Origin of the sequence: uncultured Acetatifactor sp., from assembly GCF_948601915.1 — a bacterium.
GTDB lineage: Bacteria > Bacillota > Clostridia > Lachnospirales > Lachnospiraceae > Acetatifactor.
In genome coordinates this window covers 6,859-29,238 of sequence record NZ_CAPDXS010000058.1, presented here as the reverse complement: position 1 = coordinate 29,238, position 22,380 = coordinate 6,859, and the positions used below count along the sequence as shown (strand labels likewise).

The 22,380-nt window shown below is 56.3% G+C and carries 16 protein-coding genes and 1 riboswitch; of the genes, 13 read left to right on the top strand and 3 right to left on the bottom strand.

Annotated features, from left to right (window positions below):
* The first annotated feature begins 363 nt into the window (after positions 1–363).
* The gene (locus Q2B33_RS11645; RefSeq protein WP_300573655.1) at positions 364–1,347 is read left to right on the top strand and encodes a hypothetical protein; all 984 of its coding nucleotides are present in this window, start codon (positions 364–366) and stop codon (positions 1,345–1,347) included.
* A gap of 237 nt (positions 1,348–1,584) precedes the next feature.
* Positions 1,585–2,724, top strand: coding sequence for a hypothetical protein (locus Q2B33_RS11640; protein WP_300573652.1), 1,140 nt, complete (start codon positions 1,585–1,587; stop codon positions 2,722–2,724).
* A 102-nt stretch (positions 2,725–2,826) separates the two neighbouring features.
* On the opposite strand, the gene Q2B33_RS11635 is transcribed toward Q2B33_RS11640, so the two are convergent.
* Positions 2,827–3,303, bottom strand: coding sequence for an MGMT family protein (locus Q2B33_RS11635; RefSeq protein WP_300573649.1), 477 nt, complete (start codon positions 3,301–3,303; stop codon positions 2,827–2,829).
* Between the two features lie 218 nt (positions 3,304–3,521).
* Between Q2B33_RS11635 and Q2B33_RS11630 the strand changes: the two genes are divergently transcribed.
* The 8 genes from Q2B33_RS11630 to Q2B33_RS11595 all read left to right on the top strand — a co-directional run bounded on the left by Q2B33_RS11630 (position 3,522) and on the right by Q2B33_RS11595 (position 16,627).
* Positions 3,522–8,438 (top strand): MBG domain-containing protein, encoded by a 4,917-nt coding sequence (locus tag Q2B33_RS11630; protein ID WP_300573647.1) that lies wholly within the window; start codon positions 3,522–3,524, stop codon positions 8,436–8,438.
* Positions 8,439–8,619: 181 nt separating this feature from the next.
* Positions 8,620–8,701, top strand: a riboswitch (ZMP/ZTP riboswitch).
* 145 nt (positions 8,702–8,846) lie between these two features.
* A complete protein-coding gene (locus Q2B33_RS11625) occupies positions 8,847–9,566 on the top strand; it encodes an IMP cyclohydrolase (RefSeq protein WP_300573645.1) in 720 nt (239 codons plus the stop codon).
* Between the two features lie 113 nt (positions 9,567–9,679).
* Positions 9,680–10,858, top strand: a complete 1,179-nt coding sequence (locus Q2B33_RS11620; protein WP_300573643.1) for a phosphoribosylaminoimidazolecarboxamide formyltransferase — start codon at positions 9,680–9,682, stop codon at positions 10,856–10,858.
* A 170-nt stretch (positions 10,859–11,028) separates the two neighbouring features.
* A complete protein-coding gene (locus Q2B33_RS11615) occupies positions 11,029–11,694 on the top strand; it encodes a hypothetical protein (protein ID WP_300573641.1) in 666 nt (221 codons plus the stop codon).
* A gap of 110 nt (positions 11,695–11,804) precedes the next feature.
* Positions 11,805–12,296 (top strand): NUDIX domain-containing protein, encoded by a 492-nt coding sequence (locus Q2B33_RS11610; protein ID WP_300573639.1) that lies wholly within the window; start codon positions 11,805–11,807, stop codon positions 12,294–12,296.
* 118 nt (positions 12,297–12,414) lie between these two features.
* Entirely contained in the window at positions 12,415–14,076 is a 1,662-nt protein-coding gene (locus Q2B33_RS11605) for a glutamine--tRNA ligase/YqeY domain fusion protein (protein WP_300783165.1), read from the top strand.
* A gap of 144 nt (positions 14,077–14,220) precedes the next feature.
* Positions 14,221–15,084, top strand: coding sequence for a DUF2225 domain-containing protein (locus tag Q2B33_RS11600; RefSeq protein ID WP_300563990.1), 864 nt, complete (start codon positions 14,221–14,223; stop codon positions 15,082–15,084).
* 22 nt (positions 15,085–15,106) lie between these two features.
* Entirely contained in the window at positions 15,107–16,627 is a 1,521-nt protein-coding gene (locus tag Q2B33_RS11595) for a PLP-dependent aminotransferase family protein (protein ID WP_300563992.1), read from the top strand.
* A gap of 137 nt (positions 16,628–16,764) precedes the next feature.
* On the opposite strand, the gene Q2B33_RS11590 is transcribed toward Q2B33_RS11595, so the two are convergent.
* Complete coding sequence (locus Q2B33_RS11590) at positions 16,765–17,172, bottom strand: hypothetical protein (protein WP_300563994.1); 408 nt, start codon at positions 17,170–17,172, stop codon at positions 16,765–16,767.
* 210 nt (positions 17,173–17,382) lie between these two features.
* Between Q2B33_RS11590 and Q2B33_RS11585 the strand changes: the two genes are divergently transcribed.
* Positions 17,383–17,985 (top strand): TetR/AcrR family transcriptional regulator, encoded by a 603-nt coding sequence (locus Q2B33_RS11585; protein ID WP_300563996.1) that lies wholly within the window; start codon positions 17,383–17,385, stop codon positions 17,983–17,985.
* A 3-nt stretch (positions 17,986–17,988) separates the two neighbouring features.
* Here Q2B33_RS11585 and Q2B33_RS11580 read toward each other — a convergent pair whose 3' ends face one another.
* Complete coding sequence (locus tag Q2B33_RS11580) at positions 17,989–18,747, bottom strand: DUF6062 family protein (protein WP_300563998.1); 759 nt, start codon at positions 18,745–18,747, stop codon at positions 17,989–17,991.
* Positions 18,748–19,069: 322 nt separating this feature from the next.
* On the opposite strand from Q2B33_RS11580, the gene Q2B33_RS11575 reads away from it, so the two are divergent.
* Positions 19,070–20,290, top strand: coding sequence for a hypothetical protein (locus Q2B33_RS11575; RefSeq protein WP_300564000.1), 1,221 nt, complete (start codon positions 19,070–19,072; stop codon positions 20,288–20,290).
* Positions 20,291–20,768: 478 nt separating this feature from the next.
* Positions 20,769–22,115, top strand: a complete 1,347-nt coding sequence (locus Q2B33_RS11570; protein WP_300564002.1) for an MBOAT family O-acyltransferase — start codon at positions 20,769–20,771, stop codon at positions 22,113–22,115.
* The last annotated feature ends 265 nt before the right edge of the window (positions 22,116–22,380 follow it).

Genomic DNA, 22,380 nt, shown 5'->3' with positions numbered 1-22,380 from the left:
ATAGCTTTAGTGGCATAGGCTTATTGTGCAATTTTTTAAATTTGCTCATTTATAGCTTTGTATGAAATTTCTATTTTGCTCATTTATAGTTGTATAATCACGTTCCCATATAGAGATTTGTAATGAAAAGTTTATACATAAATCTTTTATCAGAAACCTTCCAAGAAACCATTGACAACCACCCCCAAATATACTATCCTACCTTTAAAGCAATTTATCTAAAATCTGTTTCTTTCTGATGTCAAATGGCATTTCTGCCGTTTTTCACTGGAAAAAGCGCAACTGTAGACATGGGAGGATTGAAAAAACGGCAGGGATGAGGAGCCAGATTCCAGAGTCCCGGCCCAAAATGGAGGAGAGCACATGGGAGCGGAGAACAATGCGATGCTGTCCTATCTGGAGGACGACAAACGATTCGCCGACCTGTTCAACCAGATGTATTTTAAGGGGCAGCAGGTGGTGGACGCGGGAGAGCTGGCGGAGGCATCGGAAGTATATCATGGGAAGCCAGGGGAGAAAGGGGGACAGCGGACGCGCGACATCAAGAGGAGGCTGAAATCCGGCAAGGAGCTGAAAATCCTGGCGGTGGAGAGCCAGAGCGATGTGAACTACATCATGCCCTGGCGCATCATGGATTATGACTGTCGGGAATATGGAAAGCAGATACGGGGAGCCCAGAGGGCGAACCGGGAGCTGGACAGGGCGGGGACGCGGGTCTACGCCAATGAGGGGGAACGGCTGAGCGAAGTGCGCAGAGAGGAGCGTTTTTCGCCTGTCTATACACTATGCCTGTACCATGGGGCAGAGGAGTGGGACGGCCCAAGGAGCCTGAAGGACATGATGGATTTTGGGGAAAACATGTCCGGGCATGTGGGCGATGGGGCATGGAAAGAGTGCTTTGCAGATTATCCCATGCGCCTCGTATGTGCCAATGAGCTTGTGGACTGCTCCGGCTTCCAGACATCGCTGCGGGAGCTGTTTATGATTCTGGCCTGCCGCAGGGACAAGGAACGGCTGAAGGAGCTGCTGGACAAAAATGCGGTTTACCAGAAGATGGATGAGGAGACTGCCCAGACGTTGGGCGTATTGATGGGCATAAAGAGATTTGAGGAAAATAAAAAGAGATATAAGACAGAGAAGGGAGAATATAACGTGTGCCAGGCCATAAGAGAGATGATGGAGGACAGCAGGTCGGAAGGCAGCGCCAGCCAGGTAATCGAAATCATAGAGAATATCATGAAGGAGCTGCAGTGTTCCCTGGAGAAGGCATGCAAAATAGCCGGTAAGACTGTGTCAGAGTACCGGCAGTCAGAGCAGATATGTGGGAAAAGATACTGCAAAAGGTAGGCTTGCCTACAAAGCAGGGACGCAAAAGCCTTAGAAAGCAGATGCTCAACCGAGAAAATGTTGAAAATCCCAGAATCTCCGACTAAGTTCTGTGCCATTAGCACGCCTCCTCCAAAAGAGGGCAGTCAGACGGCCCGCAAGCACTTTCAGGGTATTGTATTTCGTCAGAATACCTGATACACTGTAAAAAATGAAGTGCCGGAAAAGAACCATCTTTAAAAGAAACGAGGTGCCCAAATGAACGGTGTCAGGCCTTTTACGATAATGCTGAAAGATATGGAAGTCATGAAGGTAGATTTCGAGACGCTGCAATATGAAATCCTGAATGAGAAATACCTGCCCTATCCCGTCAGAGGGAAGCTGCGCAGGATGCCGGACCCCGGCAGCATAAAATCCTCCTATGACATGACGCAGTCCATGATAGCAGCCAGAAAGAACGAGGAAGCCATCGTCAGCTGGCTGGCTAACAGGGTATTGCTCTTAAGCCGTGCCAACGCGAAATGGATTTACAACCTGTTTCGCTTTGAGCAGACCGGGACTGATGAGCAGCGGGTCAGGATTGCCATGACCTGCAGGGCGGTGTCCGTATCGGATTCCTATTGGCTGAAGTTTGACGATGATGAGGAAATTACCTGGAGCAAAGTCGATGTGAAGCAGAATCCTTTGAACGAGATAGTGGCGCAGGTGGCCCTGCATGGAAAATCGCTCACCCTCCAGGGTTCCATGATCACGCCTGAACTGACCACCAACGGAGCCTATGCGAAGGCGTGGAGACGCCATCCGGACGGCAATCTGTGGCTCTATAAGCTGGGGGCGAATGGAAATACGGAGTCCAGGATAGAGGTTATGTGCTCCAATCTGCTGGACAAAATGAATGTGGAACATGTCCACTACGAGGCCGGGAAGGATGAAGATAAATATGTCTGCATGTGTCCCTGCATGACCACAGAGGCAAAAGCGATTCTGACAGGCATGGAGTTCATCTCCTACTGCAATGTAAACGGCATGAACCCGGAGGAGGAAATGTTCCGGATTGACCGGGAAAGCATCTACAAGATGTGGATTGTGGACTTCCTGATCAGCAACCGTGACAGACATGGACAGAACTGGGGCTTTTTCTATGATATGGATACCATGGAGATCCTGGGCTGCCATCCCCTGTTCGACCATAATAAGGCATTTGAAGGGGAATATATGAAGGACTTGGACGCGCCCTATCAGTTCGGCGAGATGACCATAAGGCAGGCAGCCCTGAAAGCCATGGGGGAAGTGGACTTCCGCTTTACGGCTCCTGTCGCCAGAGAAGACTTCATCACCGAAAGACAGTACCTCAGCTTTAAGAAAAGGGCAGGCTGCCTTGGGCTGAAGGTCGGGTGACGCGCCGCTGCTCTGGGAAGCCCGCATTTTTCCGCAAGCGGGGCCTCCCAGGTGGAACAGCCTGCCCCAGTCGGCCCCAGCCTGCCGTCCCTCTGTCCGGAATCACAGCTCGAACAGCGCCTTCTCGTAATCCCTGACGTAATACCTGATATTTGTCCTTCCCTTCTGTATGACAGTGTGCCCTTCTTTTTCCAGCAGCTCCTTCTGCGCCTCTATGCCGCCGGGGAATTTCGCGTTCAGCTCCCCGCCTGCCTTGAGCGTCCGCCAGTAGGGCGTCCTGCGGTCCGTGCGCTGGAAGCTTGCCCAGGCGGCGATTGAGACGAATATGCCCGCAGTGATCGGCTCTGTAAAATCCGCGCCGCTCTGTCGGGCAAAATATTCCCGTATGGCCCCTACGGTCAGCAGCTTTCCGAAGGGCACGAGGCGCATTACCCTGTCATAGTCCATTGGCGGCGCGAAATACATCCTGTCCCCGCCGTATTTCAGGATGCTCTTCTCATCCGTTATGATCTGGATCTTGGGCATGTCCTTGCTGTCGTTCAGCATCGCGTTGAAATCTTTTTTCTCTTCGTTTGCCATAATGCGCACCTCCTGAGGCAATAGCATAACCGAAAGAAGGGATGGATGCAATGAGGCAGTTTGAAAAAATCGGGATGTGACGAAAAATATTTTTCGCAAAAGAAGCTTTTGGGAAAAGCTGGAAACAGTGAAAATAGTTTTGACAAAAAAAGGCAATATGGTATAATACACATGTCGTTAATTGTTATCCAAAATAAAAATTTACGGGAGAGAGGGACATGAAGGGAAGGAAACATTGGTGGAAATGTGTTCTCGTGCTGCTGCTGTCGATTGCTTTGGTCGGCAGCAATGTGGACTACGCAATGCTGTCGGCATATGCGCAGGAAACGGACAGGGGGGGCAGCCCGAGCGGCAGGCAGGAGCAGGAAGCGGCTTCGGAGGAGGATTCTGAATATATGGGAATCCGGCCTGTTCCGCTGGATTCGGTTGAAGCGGATCCGGAAGAGCCGGGTGACGCTGGCCTGGAAGAGCCGGGCATGGAAGATTCTGCTGCCGTGGACATTGCCGTTTCGGGCGAAAAGGATTCTGACGCCGCGGATGCAGTGAAGACCGATGAAGAGAAGCCGGACGGCGTAGGCACGGAGGAGCCGGAAAGTACGACATCGGACGGTGCGGATTCGGAGGTATCGGGGGAGGAGTCTGATGCCGCAGGCACGGAGGAATCGGACGAAGGGGAATCCGATAGTGCGGATTTGACGGAGCCGGGTGAAGAAAAGCCGGAAGCCGATGATTCGGATGCCGCGGATTCAGAGGGAGCTGGGGCGGACGACTCGGATGCCGCAGATACCGAGGAGCCAGGCGCTGATGATTCGGATGCTGCGGATACTGAGGAGCCGGGCAAAGAGGAATCCGATGGCGCGGATGGAGAGAAGCCAGCCGAAGAGGATTCGGATGCCGAGGCTTCGAAAGAACCGGGAGAAGAATCCCAGGAGCCTGATGCCGGGGATGAGCAGAAAGATAATGCGGACGAGGCCGGAGATCTGCAGAGCAGCGAAGTGGTAATTGTGCCGGATATTGACATGCCGGGCAATGACGAGCTCTTTGCAGGGTATATTGAGCAGCTTTTCTATGGTGATTTAGGCAGCTCCCTGTATGGGAATGTAGGCGGGGACAAGCTGCAGGATGAAACTGCAAAAGCAATTTACAGTACACTGAAGGGCAAAATCGAGACAGTGGCAAATGGGGGAGAGGTCTCTACGGTATTCAGCTTAGGCAACATAACGTTTGCCGATGCGTCTACGAATGAGGCTGCCAAGAAGAAACTCGAGGTGGTGATGTACGATGTACTTGACTATCTTCTGATGGACTGCCCCTATGATTTGTACTGGTTCAACAAGGCAAATGGCGGGGGGATAAGGTATAGCTACAGCTTAAGCTCAGCCAACCGCGGAGAGCTGCTGGATGTATCGGTTATTTTTAGCGTGGCGAACGAGTATCAGGGCGGCAGCGTTGATAAGGTGGATTCAAGCAAGGTTGTCAGCGCGAAAGCGGCTGCTGCGAAAGCGGCAGAGATTGTGCGCCAGTATGAAAGCCAATCCGATTACGAGAAGCTCAAGGGATACATGCAAGAGATATGTAAGCTTGTTGCTTATAATAGAGATGCGGCTGCCAATGATAACACACCCTACGGCAATCCATGGCAGCTTGTGTGGGTGTTCGATGGAGATGCGGCTACAAATGTAGTATGCGAAGGCTATTCCAAAGCTTTCCAGTACCTTTGTGATTTGTCCGGTTTCGATAATGCCGTCTGCTATACCGTTACCGGAGTTATGAGCGGCGGTACAGGTGCCGGCCCTCACATGTGGAATATCGTCACGCTGGATGGGAATAATTATCTGGTGGATGTGACGAACTGTGACGGCGATTCAGTCGGAGCGCCGGACAAGCTGTTCCTGGCAGGGGCCAGCGGGTCTGTAGATAGCGGCTATACATGTAACTTTACGAATCGGTATGGTACTTCGTCCAGCATCAGATACATATATGGCCCGGAGGAAAAAGCCTTATTCGGCGAAGAAATCCTTACGCTGTCCAGCGAAAGTTATCAACATAAAGGCAAGCTGACAATCACCGCGCCGAATAAGGTAGAGGTGACGTTTGGCGATGCGGTATCAGGGAGCGTGCTGCAGGGCGGCTCAGCGAAGGATGAAGAGAATGCGGAGGTTTCAGGCACATTCAAATGGGATGAAAGCGTAAAATCCTACGGAGAAGCCGGAGACAAGAAGCTGAAGGTGGTATTTGTACCGAATGCAGATACAGGCTATGGGAATGTCAGCACTGAGGTGGAGGTCACGGTAAAACCCAGGCAGGTAACGGTGGAAGCCAACGCGCAGACCAAGGTATACGGCTCCGCAGATCCCAAGCTTACCTATAAAGCGACAGGAGTGGTTGCAGACTATCCCTTAAAAGGCGAATTGTCACGTGAAGCCGGTGAGGATGTAAAAGCTGGAGGTTATGCAATCACACAGGGTACAATCACGAATGACCAGAACCCTAACTATCAGATTGCGTTCACGGGGAACAAGCTGACCATCACCCCTGCGAAATGCACGGAGTCAGTGGAACGGCAGCAGAATGTCCTGGTAGGCGTAGGCGATTTCCTGCAGCCCTCCTATACCGGAGTGAAAGGCGAGGCTGTCGAGGGAACGATAACCTATACCTATAATAGCCAGGATAACTATTCCTACGAGACATTGAAGGCGGAGCTTGCGAAGCTGGCGGAGAATGACAAAGGTGTCATTGGATATTCCTTTGCCCCGAATGCTTCGAATTACACCGGCGCAACCGGCGAAATCGCCTTCACGGTGAAAGACATCGTATTCCAGGTAGGCAATGCACCGGCCGCCACCTCCAATGCAGTGACTGTCAAGTCCGGAGCGGCATACGGTGATGCCTGGCAGGATATCGTGACCATCGGGGACCTGACGGCAGTGGCAGGTATTGGCAAGGACAATGACCGGAGCCACTTCAGCCTGGACAAGACCGGAACGGATATCCCGAATGCGGGTTCCCACTCTTTCAGGGTGCTGTACAACGGAACCGTAGGCGGAAAGACCTACAAGGATGAAGTGGTATGCGAAGGCACGGTGAACATAAACCCCCGCGTCCTGACCATTGCCGTCGGAACCTATAAGGTCAGCAAGGTCTACGACAAGACCACAGCCGCCGGGAAAGCCACAGGTGAGCTGGCCCTGTCCAATATATTGCAGAAGGACATGGGGGCTGTGACAGTCACCGCAATCCCCGCCCCCTACACGAGCCCTGACGTAGGCGGCCAGAACACGGTGAAAGTAGACATTGAACTGAGCGGAGCCGCTTCGGCCAACTATAGCCCCAGCAACTCCACCCTGGACGTGCCCTGCGAAATCCTGCCCATGCCCATCGCTCCCACCCTGGAGCCCCTGGGCAGCCATGATTACACCGGCAGCCCCATAACGCCCGTGCTGACCGTCAAGAACGGCGATGAGACGATGGCTGCATCGGACTATGAAGCGGTCTGGAGCAACAATGTGAATGCGGGCACCGCAAAGGTGGCGGTCAAACCGGCGGCAGGCGGCAATTACACCTGGAGCAGCACAGTGGAGACGACCTTCACCATCAACAAAATAGCATACACAGGAGAGAAGGCCAAGTCCGTATCCGTCAGGTTCGGCGGCCAGCTTTCCCTTGACCTGACCTCCCTGCTTCCGGAGGGCTCCCGCTTGGGTGAGCCCGTAGTGGCGGACGAGGAGCATATTTTTGAGACCAGCCCCGTGCTCAACGCGGCCACGCTGTCCGGCAGGCTGGTATACGACAAAGAGAACGTAGGAAAGACGGCTACGATCACCATACCGGTGTTGGAGACCACGAATTTCCATGCCTATGAATTTGTAGTCACAGTCGCCGTAGCCAACAAGATGGAACAGGTGAACTTCGGATTCAGCAGCGCCGTACTGAACAAGGTGTATGGCGACGGCGCCTTTGCGGTGTCCGTGGCAAATGCGACCCAGGGCAGCGAGGTGACCTTTACCAGCAGCAACCCCGAGGTGGCCCAGGTGGATCAGGCGGGAAATGTCCGTATCCTGCGGGCGGGGACTGCCGTGATCCAGGCCCAGGCCTCGGAGACGGAGGAGTATTTCGCCGCATCTGCCAGCTGTACCCTGAACGTGGTTCCCAGGGCCCTGGCATGGGATCTGTCAGGACTGGCCGCAGTGGACAGGGAAGGCGCGGTGAACAATGGCAGAGCCACTCTGTACGGCGAACTGAAGGTCTCCGGCATCCTTGATGCCGATGCGGCGGATGTGACGTTCACATGCCCCGCGTCCATGCTCACTGGCACCTACGCCGCGGTGAACCCGGGCATCCAGAACGTGACGCTGGGCTGGGCGAATCCGGAGAGCCCGGCCAGGCTCCAGGGCAGCAAGGCGGACTGCTATATGCTGCCGGGTACATTGCCCGGATTTACGGGGAGAATCAATGCGGTCAGAAATGACTTGCCCGCCCCGGCGGAATCCACGGCCGGCGTCCGGTACAGCCTGACCATGGAGATGGGCATCTCCCAGGTGCCCCAGGCGTTCCAGGGGATGGAGAACCTGAACACACCGGCGAAGATCGAGGCCCAGATGCGGCTGAACATCCAGGGCCAGGCAGGGGATATCCCTCAGGAGAGGATGGAAGTCTATGATGTATCGCTGATGGTGAACGTGGACGGCGCTGGATGGGTGCAGGCGGGCAAGGACAACTTCCCCGCAAACGGACTGACAGTGACGCTGCCCTATCCCCAGGGCACGGGTCAGGACACCAATGATTTCGTGGTATGCCACCTGTTCACGGAGGACATGAACGGACACCGCGCCGGAGAGGCGGAGTATCCTGCCGTGGAGAAGACGGCGGAGGGAATCCGGTTCAAGGTATACGGATTGTCGCCGATCTCTGTGGGATGGAAGGACGCGGCCAAGCCGGACGGCACAGGAAATCCGGGTACGGGAAATCCCGGGAATCCGGGAAGCGCTGGCGGAAGCCAGGCGGCGGCAGGCGCTGTCGTCAGCCCCAAGACCAGTGACGGCAGCCATGTGGAATGGTACCTGCTTTCCATGATCGTATCCGGCGGCATCCTGGGCGGCATGTTCCTCTGGAACAGAAAGAAGAAAAAGGGATAAAAGCCACTGAAACACCATAGATGAATATCAGAAGGCCGACCGCCCTGACATCGCCCGATTGCGGTGCCGGGGCGGTCGGTTCATGAAAAAAATCCTTGCAAATTCCCCCGGGGACATGTATGATAGACATATCCAAAGCGTTCCGGCCCGCCTGGAAGGGACGGAAAAGAACTGTGTAAGGAAAGAACTGCATGACTGACGGAAGTGGGAGTACCCACAGGGAGTGCAGCCGTGAGAAGAAGCCGACCGTCTGGGCTCCGCCTGTTTTGGGGTGCCCGGATGTCGGCTTTTTTGCCGCAGGTACGGACGGCGGCCCCTGGGGCTCAGGGCCCATCGTATCAGGGGGCGCCGTATCGCCGGGCGCTGGCCAGGAAGAGCGGATTTCGAAGCATTGAAGGAGGAAAAAACATGCTGCAACTGGAACAGGAACTGAAAAACAACGCGTACCCCGGCAGGGGAATCGTCATCGGGCGCTCCGATGACGGCAAGAAAGCGGCGATTGCCTACTTCATCATGGGCAGGAGCGTGAACAGCCGCAACCGTGTCTTCGTCACGGAGGGGGAGGGCATCCGCACCCAGGCCTTCGACCCGGCCAAGCTGACGGATCCCAGCCTGGTCATCTACGCGCCTGTGCGTGTGTTCGCCGCCGGACAGGGAACTGACACTATCGTCACAAACGGGGACCAGACGGACACGGTCTACGAGGGCCTCTCTCGAGGGCTGACCTTCGAGCAGTCCCTGCGCAGCCGCGAGTTCGAGCCGGACGGGCCCAATTACACCCCCAGGATATCCGGGCTGGTGCATATCCAGGACGGCGGCTTCGATTACTGCATGTCCATCTTAAAGAGCAATGACGGAGACCCGTCCTGCTGCAATCGGTACACCTTTGCCTATGACAAGCCCGCCGCTGGAGAGGGCCGGTTCATCCACACCTACATGCACGACGGGAACCCTCTGCCCAGCTTCCAGGGAGAGCCTAAAAAGGTAGCCATTCAGGGCGATATCCACAGCTTCGCCGGGATGCTGTGGGAGAGCCTGAACGAGGAGAACAAAGTATCCCTGTTCGTCCGCTTCATCGACATCGCCACGGGCCGGTACGAGACCCGGATATTGAACAAGAACCAATAGGCGGATGGCCGCAAAAAAGAAGCGGGAAGAACAGAGAGAAGATTTGAGGACAGAGCAGAAGATCTGAGAACAGAAAGTCTGAGAACAGAAAATCGGGAAAGGAAGACGAAATCATGAATGAAATTCAACTGAAATACGGATGCAATCCCAACCAGAAGCCCTCCAGGATCTACATGGAGGACGGCAGCGCCCTCCCCGTCACCGTCTTGAACGGCAGGCCCGGCTACATCAACTTCCTGGACGCCTTCAACGGCTGGCAGTTGGTGAGGGAGCTGAAAGCGGCCACAGGACTGCCAGCGGCCACCTCCTTCAAGCATGTGTCCCCCGCGGGGGCGGCGGTGGGCCTGCCTCTGGACGAGACATTGGCGAAGATCTACTGGGTGGACGATTTAGGTTCGCTCTCCCCCCTGGCCTGCGCCTACGCCAGGGCCAGAGGCGCTGACAGGATGTCCTCCTTTGGCGACTTCATCGCCCTGTCCGACATCTGCGACAAGGACACGGCCAGGCTGATCAAGCGGGAGGTCTCCGACGGCTGCATCGCTCCCGGCTACACCGAGGAGGCCCTGGCCCTTCTGAAGGCCAAGAAGGGCGGCAATTACAATGTCATCCAGATCGACCCCTCCTACGTCCCGGCCCCGGTAGAGCGCAAGCAGGTCTACGGCATCACCTTCGAACAGGGCCGGGGCGACCTGGACGTGAACGGGGATCTGCTCTCCGATATCGTCACGGTGAACAAAGAGATACCGGAGGCGGCGCTGATCGACATGAAGATTGCATTGATCACCCTGAAATACACCCAGTCCAACTCCGTCTGCTACGTAAAAGGCGGCCAGGCCATCGGCATCGGCGCAGGGCAGCAGTCCCGTATCCACTGCACCAGGCTGGCGGGCACCAAGGCGGACAACTGGTTCCTGCGCCAGTCCCCCCAGGTGCTGGGGCTTCAGTTCGTGGACAAGCTGGGTAGGCCCGACCGGGACAATGCCATCGATGTCTACATCGGGGACGAGTGCATGGACGTGCTGGCGGACGGCGCCTGGGAGAAGGTCTTCAAGGTAAAGCCCCCCGTGTTCACCAGGGAGGAGAAGCGGGCGTGGCTGGACCGGATTCAGGATGTGACCCTGGGTTCCGATGCCTTCTTCCCCTTCTCCGACAATATCGAGAGGGCCCACAAGAGCGGCGTGAAGTATATCGCCCAGCCCGGCGGCTCCGTCCGGGACGATGCGGTCATCGAGTGCTGCGACAAGTACGGCATGGTCATGGCCTTTACGGGAATCAGGCTGTTCCATCATTGAAGTCCGGAATAATGATAGAGGATATATATGTAGCGATTAAATCTTGCCCAAAACCGACAGGTTCTATGTCAAGCCGGGCGGCATATGCGTATCCGTGCAATGTCCTGCCGGAAACGATGTGAACGACTGATTGTCTGTCCAGAAAACAGGACAGATTGGAGCGTGGTATCATGGAAAGCAAATTTAAAAGCGACAAACGGGGAGAGGAGGCGCTGGCCTCCTTCCTGGATACCTGTCTGTATTCCAAAATGGTGGAGGACAAAATCATACAGGATTTCAAAAGGACAGAGGATAAGCAGACCCAGCTAAGCGGCGTAGACCTTATCCTGACCACAGGGACGCGGGATGTGAAGGTAGACGAGAAGTCCGCGCTCCAATACATCAACATGGACATCCCCACATTTGCCATGGAAATCTACTACAGGGGCAACACGGGGTGGTTTCTGAAGGACGGGCTGCAGACAGACGCCTACATCCTTGTCTGGCCCCGGGCCGCCACCACGGATCTGGGCGCAATCGCTGCGGAGGATTTCACCCTGTGCGGCTGCATGCTGATATACAAGCAGGTGCTCAGGAAATATGTAAACAAATTCCTGTCCGACGAAGCGCTGCTGTCGGCGGCCCGGGCGCTGGACAGGGGAGAGCTGGACTGGGAGCATGACCAGCGGAACAGATACCATGTGCCAGGCAATCCGGAGCTGTACCTGACCATATCCGGGCAGCTGTATGAGAGGCCGGTGAACCTGGTAATCAAGAAGAGTATATTGAAGCAGCTCTGCCGTTTCGAAGTGCTCGTGGAAAAGGACCATATCCGGTTCCTGGAAAACCAGAGATAGTATCGCGCTGCGCAGGGTTGATGGAAACTATAATAAGAAAGGGAGCATCTGCCCATGGCTGGGCGCTGGGCTGGGTGGATGCGGAACTATGATTAAGGAGGGATGCCGCCTTGGAAGGCAAGCTGAGGAACATGACCGCCATATACCTGCTCAGAGGGGAGAAGGTGCTGCTCCTGTACAGACAGGGCGGAAGAGTGGTCAATGATGTCTGGACAGGCTCCGCAGGGGGCCATTTCGAGAAGGATGAGCTCAATGACGCCAAAGCCTGCGTGCTGCGTGAGCTGTACGAGGAGCTTGGCCTGAAGCCGGAGGATATCGGGGGCCTGGCCCTGCGCTACATAGCCCTGCGGAATGTCAAAGGGGAAATCAGGCAGAATTACTACTTTTTTGCGAACATAAAAGAACATGTGGACGACAACCTGGCCTCCAACGAGGGCATATGCAGGTGGTTTTCGCTGGAGGACATAGCCTCGCTGGAGATGCCGCTCTCGGCCAGATATGTCATGGACCATTTCTGCGCCACCGGGCGGCACACGGACAGGACATATGTCTGCCTGGCCAATGCGGAAAGGGCGGAAATCCTGGAGCTGTGGGAGTCCTGACAATGCCGATATTTTTTCAGGAATACACTGAATCCTGTTGAAAGATATCGCGTTGTTATGATATAATGAGCCACAGCGGCAAGCTGTAAACATCACAGGAAAGGCAAGGATTTGACAGATGAGCGACACGGAATCCAGAAATTTTATAGAAGTGATCATAGATAAGGATCTGGCGGAGGGCGTATGCGACACCGTGCACACCCGCTTCCCGCCGGAGCCCAACGGTTACCTCCATATCGGCCATGCCAAGAGCATCCTCCTGAACTATGGCCTGGCCCAGAAATACCACGGCAAGTTCAATATGCGCTTCGACGACACCAACCCCACCAAGGAAGACATCGAGTTCGTGGAGTCCATCAAGGAGGACATCCAGTGGCTGGGGGCGGACTGGGAGGACAGGCTGTTCTTCGCCTCCGACTATTTCGGCCAGATGTATGAGGCGGCGGTGAAGCTGATTAAGAAGGGCAAGGCCTATGTGTCTGACCTGACCGCGGAGCGGATTCGCGAATACCGGGGAAGCCTCACCGAGCCGGGCAAGGACGACCCCTACAATACCCGCACCGTGGAGGAGAACCTGCGCCTGTTCCAGGAGATGAAGGACGGGAAGTACGCAGACGGCGAGAAGGTGCTGCGGGCCCGCATCGACATGGCCTCGCCCAACATCAACATGCGCGACCCCGTCATCTATCGCGTGGCGCACATGAACCATCACAATACCGGAGACGCCTGGTGCATCTATCCCATGTATGATTTCGCCCATCCCATCGAGGACGCCATAGAGGGAATCACCCACTCCATCTGCACATTGGAGTTCGAGGATCACAGGCCCCTCTACGACTGGGTGGTGCGGGAGCTGGAATACCCCCAGCCGCCCAAACAGATCGAGTTCGCCAAGCTGTACCTGAAGAACGTGGTCACGGGCAAGCGCTATATCAAGAAGCTGGTGCAGGAGAACATCGTGGACGGCTGGGACGACCCCAGGCTGGTGTCCATTGCGGCCCTGCGCAGGAGAGGCTTCACGCCGGAGTCCATCAAGATGTTCGTGGATCTCTGCGGCGTGTCCAAGGCCCAGTCCATCGCTGATTACGCCATGCTGGAGTACTGCATCCGGGAGGATTTGAAGGCGAAGGCACCCCGGCTGATGGCAGTCCTGGATCCGGTGAAGCTGGTCATCGACAACTATCCGGAGGGGCAGACTGAAATGCTCACCGTGGGGAACAACCCTGAGAACGAGGCTCTTGGCAGCAGGGAAGTGCCTTTTGGGAGAGAGCTGTATATCGAGCGGGAGGACTTCATGGAGGAGCCGCCGAAGAAGTATTTCCGCATGTTCCCGGGCAATGAGGTGCGCCTGATGAACGCCTATTTCGTGAAATGTACCGGCTGCGTCAAGGACGAGGACGGCAGAGTGGTCGAAGTGCACTGCACCTACGATCCGGCCTCCAAGGGCGGCAACAGCCCGGACGGCCGGAAGGTGAAGGGCACCATCCACTGGGTGGCAGCGGACGCTGCGGTGTCCGCCCAGGTCAGGCTGTACGAGAATATCATCGATGAGGAGAAGGGCGTGTACAATGAGGACGGGAGCCTGAACCTGAACCCCGACTCCCTCACCGTTCTGAAGGGCTGCAAGCTGGAGCCTGCCTTTGCGGGGGCGGAAAAGTATGCGCGCTTCCAGTTCGTGAGGCAGGGATTCTTCTGCGTGGACGCAAAGGACTCCCGGCCGGATGCCCTGGTGTTCAATCGCATCGTTTCGCTGAAGAGCTCTTATGTGCTGCCCAAGTAAAGCCCCGGCAGACCGGGCCTGTCTCCTGTGGGAGACAGGGATGTAGGGAGGGGAGCGCCGGGAGGGGGATTTATGCTCCGCGGCGGAGGGCGGCAGGGGCACCGGGCGGGCCCTGGGACGACTTGTGGGGAGGTGGAGGAGAGTATGGGGATTTTATCGGGTTTGAAGAGCCTGGGCCTGGGGAACCTGGAGGATGTGAGCCTCTTTGAGGAGCCGAAGAAAAAAGAGGCGGAGAAACAGGAGCAGGTGGCGGCGCCCAAGGTCCAGGAAAAGGATTTGATCTATGACAGGTCTTTTGTGTGCCCGGTGTGCGACAGCTCTTTCACTTCCAAGGTCATGAAGTCCAACAAGGCCAAGCTCCTGGGCACGGATGCGGACCTCCGGGCCAGGTATGAGGGGATTGACGCGGCCAAGTATGAGGTGGTGATGTGCCCGGTCTGCGGCTATGCCGCGCTGATGCGCTATTTCACAGGCATCACCTCCAGCCAGGCCAAGCTGGTGCGGGAGAAGATCAGCCAGACCGTGCGCATCCCGCCCAGCCAGGGGGAGACCTATACCTATGAGGAGGCCATACAGCGCTACAAGCTGGCTTTGGTAGGGTCTGTGGTAAAGCGTGCGAAACCAAGCGAAAAAGCATACATATGCCTGAAGTACGCATGGCTCACGAGAGGCTATCTGGAGAGCCTGAAGGAGCAGGAGGCCAAAGCGGACGAAAAGCGCGTGGCGGAATGGGAGACCCAGGAGAACGAGCTTCTGGCCAATGCCTACAAGGGCTTCACGGAGGCCAGACAGACGGAGATGTTCCCTCTGTGCGGCATGAACGAGGTCACAGTGGACTATCTGCTGGCGGTGCTGGCGGCGCGGTTCCAGGATTATGATATGTCCGTAAGGCTCTTGAGCAGCATCATCACCTCCAGGACGGCCAACTCCCGCATCAAGGACAAGGCCAGGGACATGAAGGATCAGGTGATGCTGGACATGAAGAAGAAACAGCAACAGCAGGGGTGAACGGGAGAACGTTTTGAATGAAATGACATTTCAAATACGGACGGACGGGGACAGCTGTCTGTACGAGCAGATATATCAGCATATCAGAGGGGAAATCAGAAGGGGGAAGCTTCTTGCAGGGGAGAGGCTTCCCTCTACGCGTGCTCTGGCGGAATATCTCCAGGTGGCCAGGAGCACGGTGGACTATGCCTATGGGCAGCTGCTGGGCGAGGGCTACATCGAGTCCAGGCCCTGCAGGGGGTATTTTGTCTGTCCTGTGGAGGACTTGCTGCTGCTGGATGGGGATATGGCGCTGCCCGGCGCTTCCCCGGAGGATGGACCGGCGGGAGGACAGGGCGGGAGGCCCGGACAGGGGGACAGGGCCGCGGGAGGGCACAGGGCAGCAGTGCGGCGGCAGGGAAGCGCAGTGCCGGGCGGGAACGAAACGCAGCGTCCCGGGGGCATGGCTGCCCGGGTGCCTGTGGACTTCTCTCCCTATGACATCGACATGACCGGATTCCCCTTCAGCGTCTGGAAGAAGATCTCGAAGAACATCCTGACCTATGCCAACAGCGACCTGTTCGCGAAGGGGGAGGCCCAGGGGGACTATGGGCTGCGCTGTACGATCGGACGCTACCTCCATTCCTCCAGGGGGGTGGACTGCAGGCCGGAGCAGATCATCCTGGGGGCCGGAAACGACTATCTCCTGCTCCTGCTGGAGAAGATTCTGGGCCGCCATGTGCGGATCGCCATGGAGAATCCCACCTACATCAGGTCCTACCGGATATTCCGCTCCTTCGCCTACAATATCGCCACAGTGGACATGGACGAGAGCGGTATGCGGGCGGACAGGCTGCATGAGGCGGATGTGCAGGCGGCCTATGTGATGCCCTCCCATCAGTTCCCCACGGGGACGGTGATGCCCATCGGGCGGCGGATGGAGCTGCTGAAATGGGCGGACGGCGGGAAGGACAGATACCTGATAGAGGACGATTACGACAGCGAGTTCCGTTTCCGGGGCAAGCCCATCCCGGCCCTCCTGGCCTCGGACAGGCATGGGAGGGTCATCTATATGGGCACCTTCTCCAAGGCAATCGCCCCCGCCATCCGGGTGAGCTTCCTGGTGCTGCCGGAAGCGCTGCTGGCGCGGTACAGGAGGGACTGCTCCGTCTATTCATGTACGGTTTCCCGTATCGACCAGAGCATCCTCAACCAGTTCATCGGGGCGGGACATTTCGAGCGGCATCTGAACAAGATGCGCAAGATATACCGGGCGAAGCATGACCTGCTCCTGGAATGCCTGGCAGACATGCGGGATGCCTTCCGGGTGTCGGGGGAGAACGCGGGGCTGCACCTGCTGCTCACCGCCAAGGGCGGCATGGGGGAGGGGGAGCTGGTGCGGAGGGCCGCAGAGCGCGGCGTGCGGGTCTATGGCCTGTCCGAGAGCATGGTGGAGGAAGCCCCTGACAGCCGAACGGTGTTGCTGGGCTTCGGCGGGCTGGATGAAAGGCAAATCCGGGAGGGCGTGGCGCTCCTGCGGGAGGCCTGGAAGGGAAAGGGGTAAGGGCGGAGAGGCCGCGGGAAACGGGGCTATGGGAACGCGGAGCGCAAAAAAACACAGGATGCAACGGAAAGGGGTTCCGCAGATCCTGTGCGCTGGACGCTCTAGGAGAAATGTAAGGCTCCCGTGAAGGGGGCCGGTCAGTTGTCGGTGATGGGAGGCTCCTCATCGGTGCTGTCCTCGTCGAAGAACTCTTCCACGGTCTCCTCGGCCTTTTGGGCGGTCTCCGTCACCTGCTCCGCCAGGGGGGTGAAGCCATCCTGTCCGGCAGCTTCCTCCTTTTTATCGGGGCACTCCTCCGCGGAGTCCGTGCATGCGGGCTCTTCCGGCCCCGCTGCCTGGGCGGGCTCCTCCGTCTGCCCTTCGGGGGTCAGGGGAACATAGCTGCGGGAATCGTCGTCCTTGGCCTCCTCCTCGCTGAAATCATCGTAATCCTCTTCCGCGCTGTCATGCTCTGCATTCCTCTTGCGGGCAAAATAGCAGACAGCACCAATCGCTGAACCGATCGCGGCACTGAACAACAAAAGCTTTCCAATTTTTTTTGCCATAGGTGACTCCTTTCAACAGGTTCGTTTTTTGATATAATGGAATCAAAGAAACGATTCCATTATCCAAGTGCTATTATGATATTAATACTATTTTGCAGAATTGAAAAGGGAATATGCATAATTTTACTAAAAATTTATGATTTCCTTTCCGTTTGGGAGCGGAACATGGTATAATTGGTGTCATACCCTCTGTTGGAGGACAGCTTACATATGAACAGTAAATTCTTCGATATCAAAAAAGAGAAGCAGGACAGGATCATCAACGCTGCCCTGAAGGTATTCGCCATGCAGGGCTACCGCCACGGCAGCACCGATGACATCGTGAGGGAGGCGGCCATCAGCAAGGGGCTGCTCTTCCACTACTTCGGCAGCAAGGTAGGCCTCTACGGCTTCGTCTATGACTACAGCGTAAGGTTCATGAACCTGGAGCTGCGGTCTACCGTGAGCGCCAGGGAGACGGATCTGTTCGCGGTGATGAAGCAGATCGAATGCGCCAGGATGCATGCCATGAAGGGATACCCTTACATGCAGCAGTTCCTGAACCGCTCCCTGTCGGAGGACTGCTATGAGGCGCTCCTCTCCACGGAAGAGAAGAGGAACGCCCTGGGGGAGACCTACGCCTCCATCGACAGCCAGATCGACTACGCATCCCTGCCCGGGGGAGTGGACGGGGAGAAGCTGCGGAAGATGCTGGACTTCACCGTCAAGGGACTGATGACGGAGCGGTTCCAGGACGCATCCTTCCAGCCGGAGATGCTCTATGAGGAGATCTGCGGCTATCTGGATATGGTGCGGAAAATCGTCTATAGATAACCGCTATTTGCTCATGGCATAGGGGCCGTCCGCAGGATACCCGCCCTTGAGCTTCTGCATGCCCCGCTGGATGGCGTCCCTGGAATTCTTCCAGTCCGCGTCCTTGTTGCGGTAATCGAATTTCTCCACCATCCAGGCCACGTCCTCGGACAGGCGGCCCATATTGCGCTCCATGAGGGGGAACATGACGCTGTAGAAATCCTCCTTGGCGCTGTTGGACAGCTTGCTGTCCGCGGCCTGGCACAGGTCTCCGAAGTGGTGCAGGCAGAAGCCCTTGCCCTCCTGTATCTTCTGCCGGAAGGCGCTGTCCTGGTTCCAGAGGTAGAAGAAGGTGTCCATGTACCGGGCGTAAGTGTCGGCAAAGTGGTCGCAGATGTAGCAGGTGGACTCCTTCTTCCCGATCCACGCGGCGATGGGGTTGGCGTCCACGGCCTTGCGCAGCTTGTCCTTGAGGGAGGTCTTTGCGGGCTTGAAGCGGGCGAACTCCTCCTTCATCTCGCCGATGACCTTCTGGTAATGGGTCTTCAAGATCCAGGCATTGCCCAGGGTATTGCCGTAGTCGAACATCTTCTGGAAATGCTGCCTACAGAAGCCGGCCTTGTCCGTCATCTCGCGGATGTCCGCCTCCATGTAGGAGGAGCCGCTGCCCAGCACAAAGTCCAGCAAATCCTGCTCCACGCTTCTTTCGATGAAGCAGAAGGGGCATTCGTCGTCCGCATTCACGGCATCGTTTAAGGGGATGGTGTACAGTTGTTCTTTCATGGCTTTGTCCTTTCTGTTGGTGTTACCACTAGTTTACTATAGTTTTCGCATAATTGCCATCATTTTGGAGCGTTTTATTTACTTATACTGCTTAACGGCTTCACTTGCCGTGGAACCAGACTGCATAACGCTGGCTGGCTCGATCGCATGATCACATTAGGCAGTATTCAGCGCTGTGCAGTATATTTCATCGTCGGGAAAGATTTTGGCATCCGAAATGCCGGATTATGGTTAATGAATAAGGCGATCAGGACGATATATATTTCGGAAACCATTGTCGGTATGGGAAGTTTCATCAGTTATCAAAGGAGTGATTGATTATATGGGTATCAGTATTGATGTGGGAAGTACGGGGCCGGATTATTCCTATCTGTTCCAGGGGCTTTCATCTTCGGGCGGCAGCCTTGGCAATCTGAATTTCCTGTCGGATTACGCCGGGATTAAGAACGGCAGCTATGGCAAGCTGATGAAGGCTTATTACGGGACGGCGCAGGATATGGCTACAGGGAAATCGTCATCCGGCAAGAGCGGCAGGACGAGCAACATCCTCGACAAGATCCTGGAGGAGAAGATGCATCCGAAGGTCTCCAAGGAGGCGCAGAAGGCCAACGCGAACCTGACGTCGGGGCTTACCAGCCTGGATTCCTCCCTTGGGACGCTGCGCAATGACAATACTTATACGGATTCCACGGACGGCCGCAGCGCCGCGGATAAGGTGGTGTCCGCAGTGAAGGCCTATGTGACGAACTACAATAATGTGGTGACCACGGCGAAAGAATCCACGCTGACCAATAAGACGGCCTATGTGGCGAACATGATGAGCGCCACGGCCGCCAATGCGGATAAGCTTTCGGAGATCGGCGTCACGGTAAATGCCAACGGGACGCTGATGCTCAACGAGGGGAAGCTGAAGGAGACGGACATCAGCAAGGTGCAGGATCTGTTCTCCAGCGACAATGTCCTGAGCTACGGCTCCATGATTTCATCCCGTCTCCACTTCGCGGGCTCCGTCTCCGGGACGACCAGTACGGGCAGCACGGGGACGGACGATAAGACGGCCTCCGGCGCATCCTCCCTCAAGGCGGACAGCCAGGCCCTCGCCTCCGATGCCTTATATCAGAAGGTGAAGGACAAGGACGGCAACGAGACGGACGAGTACGATATCAAGAAGATTTTTGCCACGGCGAAGAGCTTCGTGAGCAATTACAACAAGATGTTCGACGCGGCGGAGTCCAGCTCCAATTCCGGCGTGGTGGCGAACCTGTCCTATATCAGGGAGAAGACGGCGCGCAACGAGGATGCGCTGAAAGCGCTGGGAATCAGCGTGGACGGGAAGGGCAGGATGAAGATTGACGAGGACACCTTCAAGAAGGCGGATATGTCCAAGGTGCAGGAGTTCTTCAAGGACTATGGCTCCTCCATCGCCACAAACGCGTCGCTGGTGGATTACTACATGACCACCCAGGCGAATGCCGCCAACAGCTACACGGCCGGCGGAGCGTACAACGTACAGGGGAGTTCCCGCTATAGCGGTACGGTGTAAGCAGACTGCCAGGAGGCAGGCAGAGGGAATATATGAGGATGCTGATTGACCAGAGTATTGTCTGGGGGGTTGGCGTCCTCTTTCTTTTGACGAGGGACGGACTTCTCCTGGAAGAGGCAGAGGAGCAGGGACAGTGGAGCGCAATGTGGATGAGCTGCGGGATGACATCGCTCTGATGGTATCCGGGACTTCGGTTCCGGCAAAGGTACAGGGGATAGGGGCGGTATAAAATAAGGCCGGAACTCCATTTTTTACATAAATGCTACATATTTGTAACGATTTGGAAAGAGAAATTAATTATTTTTAAGTTGTAATGTGGGCGAAAGCAAGTTAGTATTATATATAGGAGCTCGATACGAGAGCCTGATAAGACAACAACCGGTGAAAGATGTGATGATTCTTGGTATTCAGTAGCATAGAATTCTTACTCTTCTTTCTTCCGTTATTTTTGATTATTTACAGCCTGGTCCCCGAAAGGATGAAAAATGTGACACTTCTGTCAGGAAGTCTTATTTTTTATGCCTACGGGGAGACGAAATACCTGCCGCTGCTCATGATTTCCGTTCTGGCCAATCACTTCTTTGGCCTACACATAGGGCGCAGGGAGCGGTACAGGGCGGAGCGCAGCGGCGCGGATACGGGACAGAAGAGTGGAATCAGAACGAATAGAAATAAAATAAACAGAAGACGCAAGGCGGTGTTCGCCATAGCCATCCTGTACAACGTGGGGATGCTGGCGGTCTTTAAATACGGAAGGGGAGGGCGTTACCTGCCCCTGGGCATCAGCTTCTACACCTTCCAGATGCTCTCCTACCTGATAGACGTCTATCAGGGGGAGCAGCGCAGGGAGCCGTCTTTCCTGAAATTCGCCACCTATGTCGCCATGTTCCCCCAACTGCTCTCAGGGCCCCTCGTGGGCTACGGGGAGATGCGGGGGAGCCTGGCCCGGCGGGAATTCTCGGCAAAGGGTGTGCAGGATGGGCTCAAGGTGTTCACCATGGGGCTTGCGGCCAAGGTGCTGCTTGCGGACAGGATAGGGCTATTGTGGCAGGAGGTGCAGGTCACGGGCTTCGAGAGCATCTCCACCCCTCTGGCCTGGCTGGCGGCCATAGCCTATTCCCTGAAGATATACTTCGACTTCTACGGGTATTCCTTGATGGCCATGGGACTGGGGCGGATGCTGGGATTTGCCCTGCCGGAGAATTTCAGGAACCCCTACATGGCGACTTCCGTCAGGGATTTCTACCGCAGATGGCATATGACCCTGGGAGGGTGGTTCCGGAAGTATGTGTACATCCCTCTGGGCGGGAACCGCAGGGGAGAGTACCGGACGGTGTGCCATCTGCTGGCGGTGTGGATACTGACGTCCGTCTGGCATGGAAGCACGGGCAATTTCCTGATATGGGGGATGCTTCTGTGGCTGGCCATCGTGATCGAGCGGCAGTTGGAGGCGCTGGGCGTGATGGCTGTGCTGGAAAAGGTGCCGGGAAAGCTGCTGTGCCGCCTCTTCGTGTGGGTGTACATTCCGATTACCTGGGTATGCTTCGGCATCACGGACATCGGGCAGCTGCAGGTCTTCCTGGGCAGGATGTTCCATGTGGTTCCGGGCATCCGGGTCAGCGCCGGGGACTGGCAGAAGGCCCTGGAAAATTACGGGGTGCTGTTCCTGGCGGGGGCCATTGCCTCCACGCCGCTTTTGAAGAACCTGTTCCGGCGGTTCAAGGACAGCTGGCCTGTGATGGCGCTGCTGGCGGCGCTGTTCTGGCTCTGCGTCTGGCGGCTGCAGATGGAGGGGCATAATCCCTTCATGTACCTGAACTTCTGAGCGTGGGAAGAAGCTCAGGGGCGGGGCGCTGGCAATGGCAGTATGCGCGTCCAGGGGCCAGCGCGCCAGTGCGCTCATCCCCGGGCAATCGGTGCCTGATGTCCGCGCAGGGCAGGACAAGGCGGAGGAGAGCGCGGGCATGGCGCTGCCGAAGGACGACAGCACAGTACAGGGTGGACGGCCCATGCCGACCGCGCAGGGATTCATGCAACAGGGCACTGGGAGAATAGATATGAAATGGCTGAAGAAATGGTCCTACCTGGCA

Bases quoted from the DNA above. Each gene is read 5' to 3' on its own strand.
- Q2B33_RS11625 (WP_300573645.1), top strand. From the start codon at position 8,847: ATGCTGCAACTGGAACAGGAACTGAAAAACAACGCGTACCCCGGCAGG.
- Q2B33_RS11595 (WP_300563992.1), top strand. From the start codon at position 15,107: ATGACATTTCAAATACGGACGGACGGGGACAGCTGTCTGTACGAGCAG.
- Q2B33_RS11580 (WP_300563998.1), bottom strand. From the start codon at position 18,747: ATGAAAGAACAACTGTACACCATCCCCTTAAACGATGCCGTGAATGCG.
- Q2B33_RS11630 (WP_300573647.1), top strand. From the start codon at position 3,522: ATGAAGGGAAGGAAACATTGGTGGAAATGTGTTCTCGTGCTGCTGCTG.
- Q2B33_RS11635 (WP_300573649.1), bottom strand. From the start codon at position 3,303: ATGGCAAACGAAGAGAAAAAAGATTTCAACGCGATGCTGAACGACAGC.
- Q2B33_RS11605 (WP_300783165.1), top strand. From the start codon at position 12,415: ATGAGCGACACGGAATCCAGAAATTTTATAGAAGTGATCATAGATAAG.
- Q2B33_RS11640 (WP_300573652.1), top strand. From the start codon at position 1,585: ATGAACGGTGTCAGGCCTTTTACGATAATGCTGAAAGATATGGAAGTC.
- Q2B33_RS11570 (WP_300564002.1), top strand. From the start codon at position 20,769: ATGAAAAATGTGACACTTCTGTCAGGAAGTCTTATTTTTTATGCCTAC.
- Q2B33_RS11575 (WP_300564000.1), top strand. From the start codon at position 19,070: ATGGGTATCAGTATTGATGTGGGAAGTACGGGGCCGGATTATTCCTAT.
- Q2B33_RS11645 (WP_300573655.1), top strand. From the start codon at position 364: ATGGGAGCGGAGAACAATGCGATGCTGTCCTATCTGGAGGACGACAAA.
- Q2B33_RS11615 (WP_300573641.1), top strand. From the start codon at position 11,029: ATGGAAAGCAAATTTAAAAGCGACAAACGGGGAGAGGAGGCGCTGGCC.
- Q2B33_RS11620 (WP_300573643.1), top strand. From the start codon at position 9,680: ATGAATGAAATTCAACTGAAATACGGATGCAATCCCAACCAGAAGCCC.
- Q2B33_RS11600 (WP_300563990.1), top strand. From the start codon at position 14,221: ATGGGGATTTTATCGGGTTTGAAGAGCCTGGGCCTGGGGAACCTGGAG.
- Q2B33_RS11585 (WP_300563996.1), top strand. From the start codon at position 17,383: ATGAACAGTAAATTCTTCGATATCAAAAAAGAGAAGCAGGACAGGATC.
- Q2B33_RS11590 (WP_300563994.1), bottom strand. From the start codon at position 17,172: ATGGCAAAAAAAATTGGAAAGCTTTTGTTGTTCAGTGCCGCGATCGGT.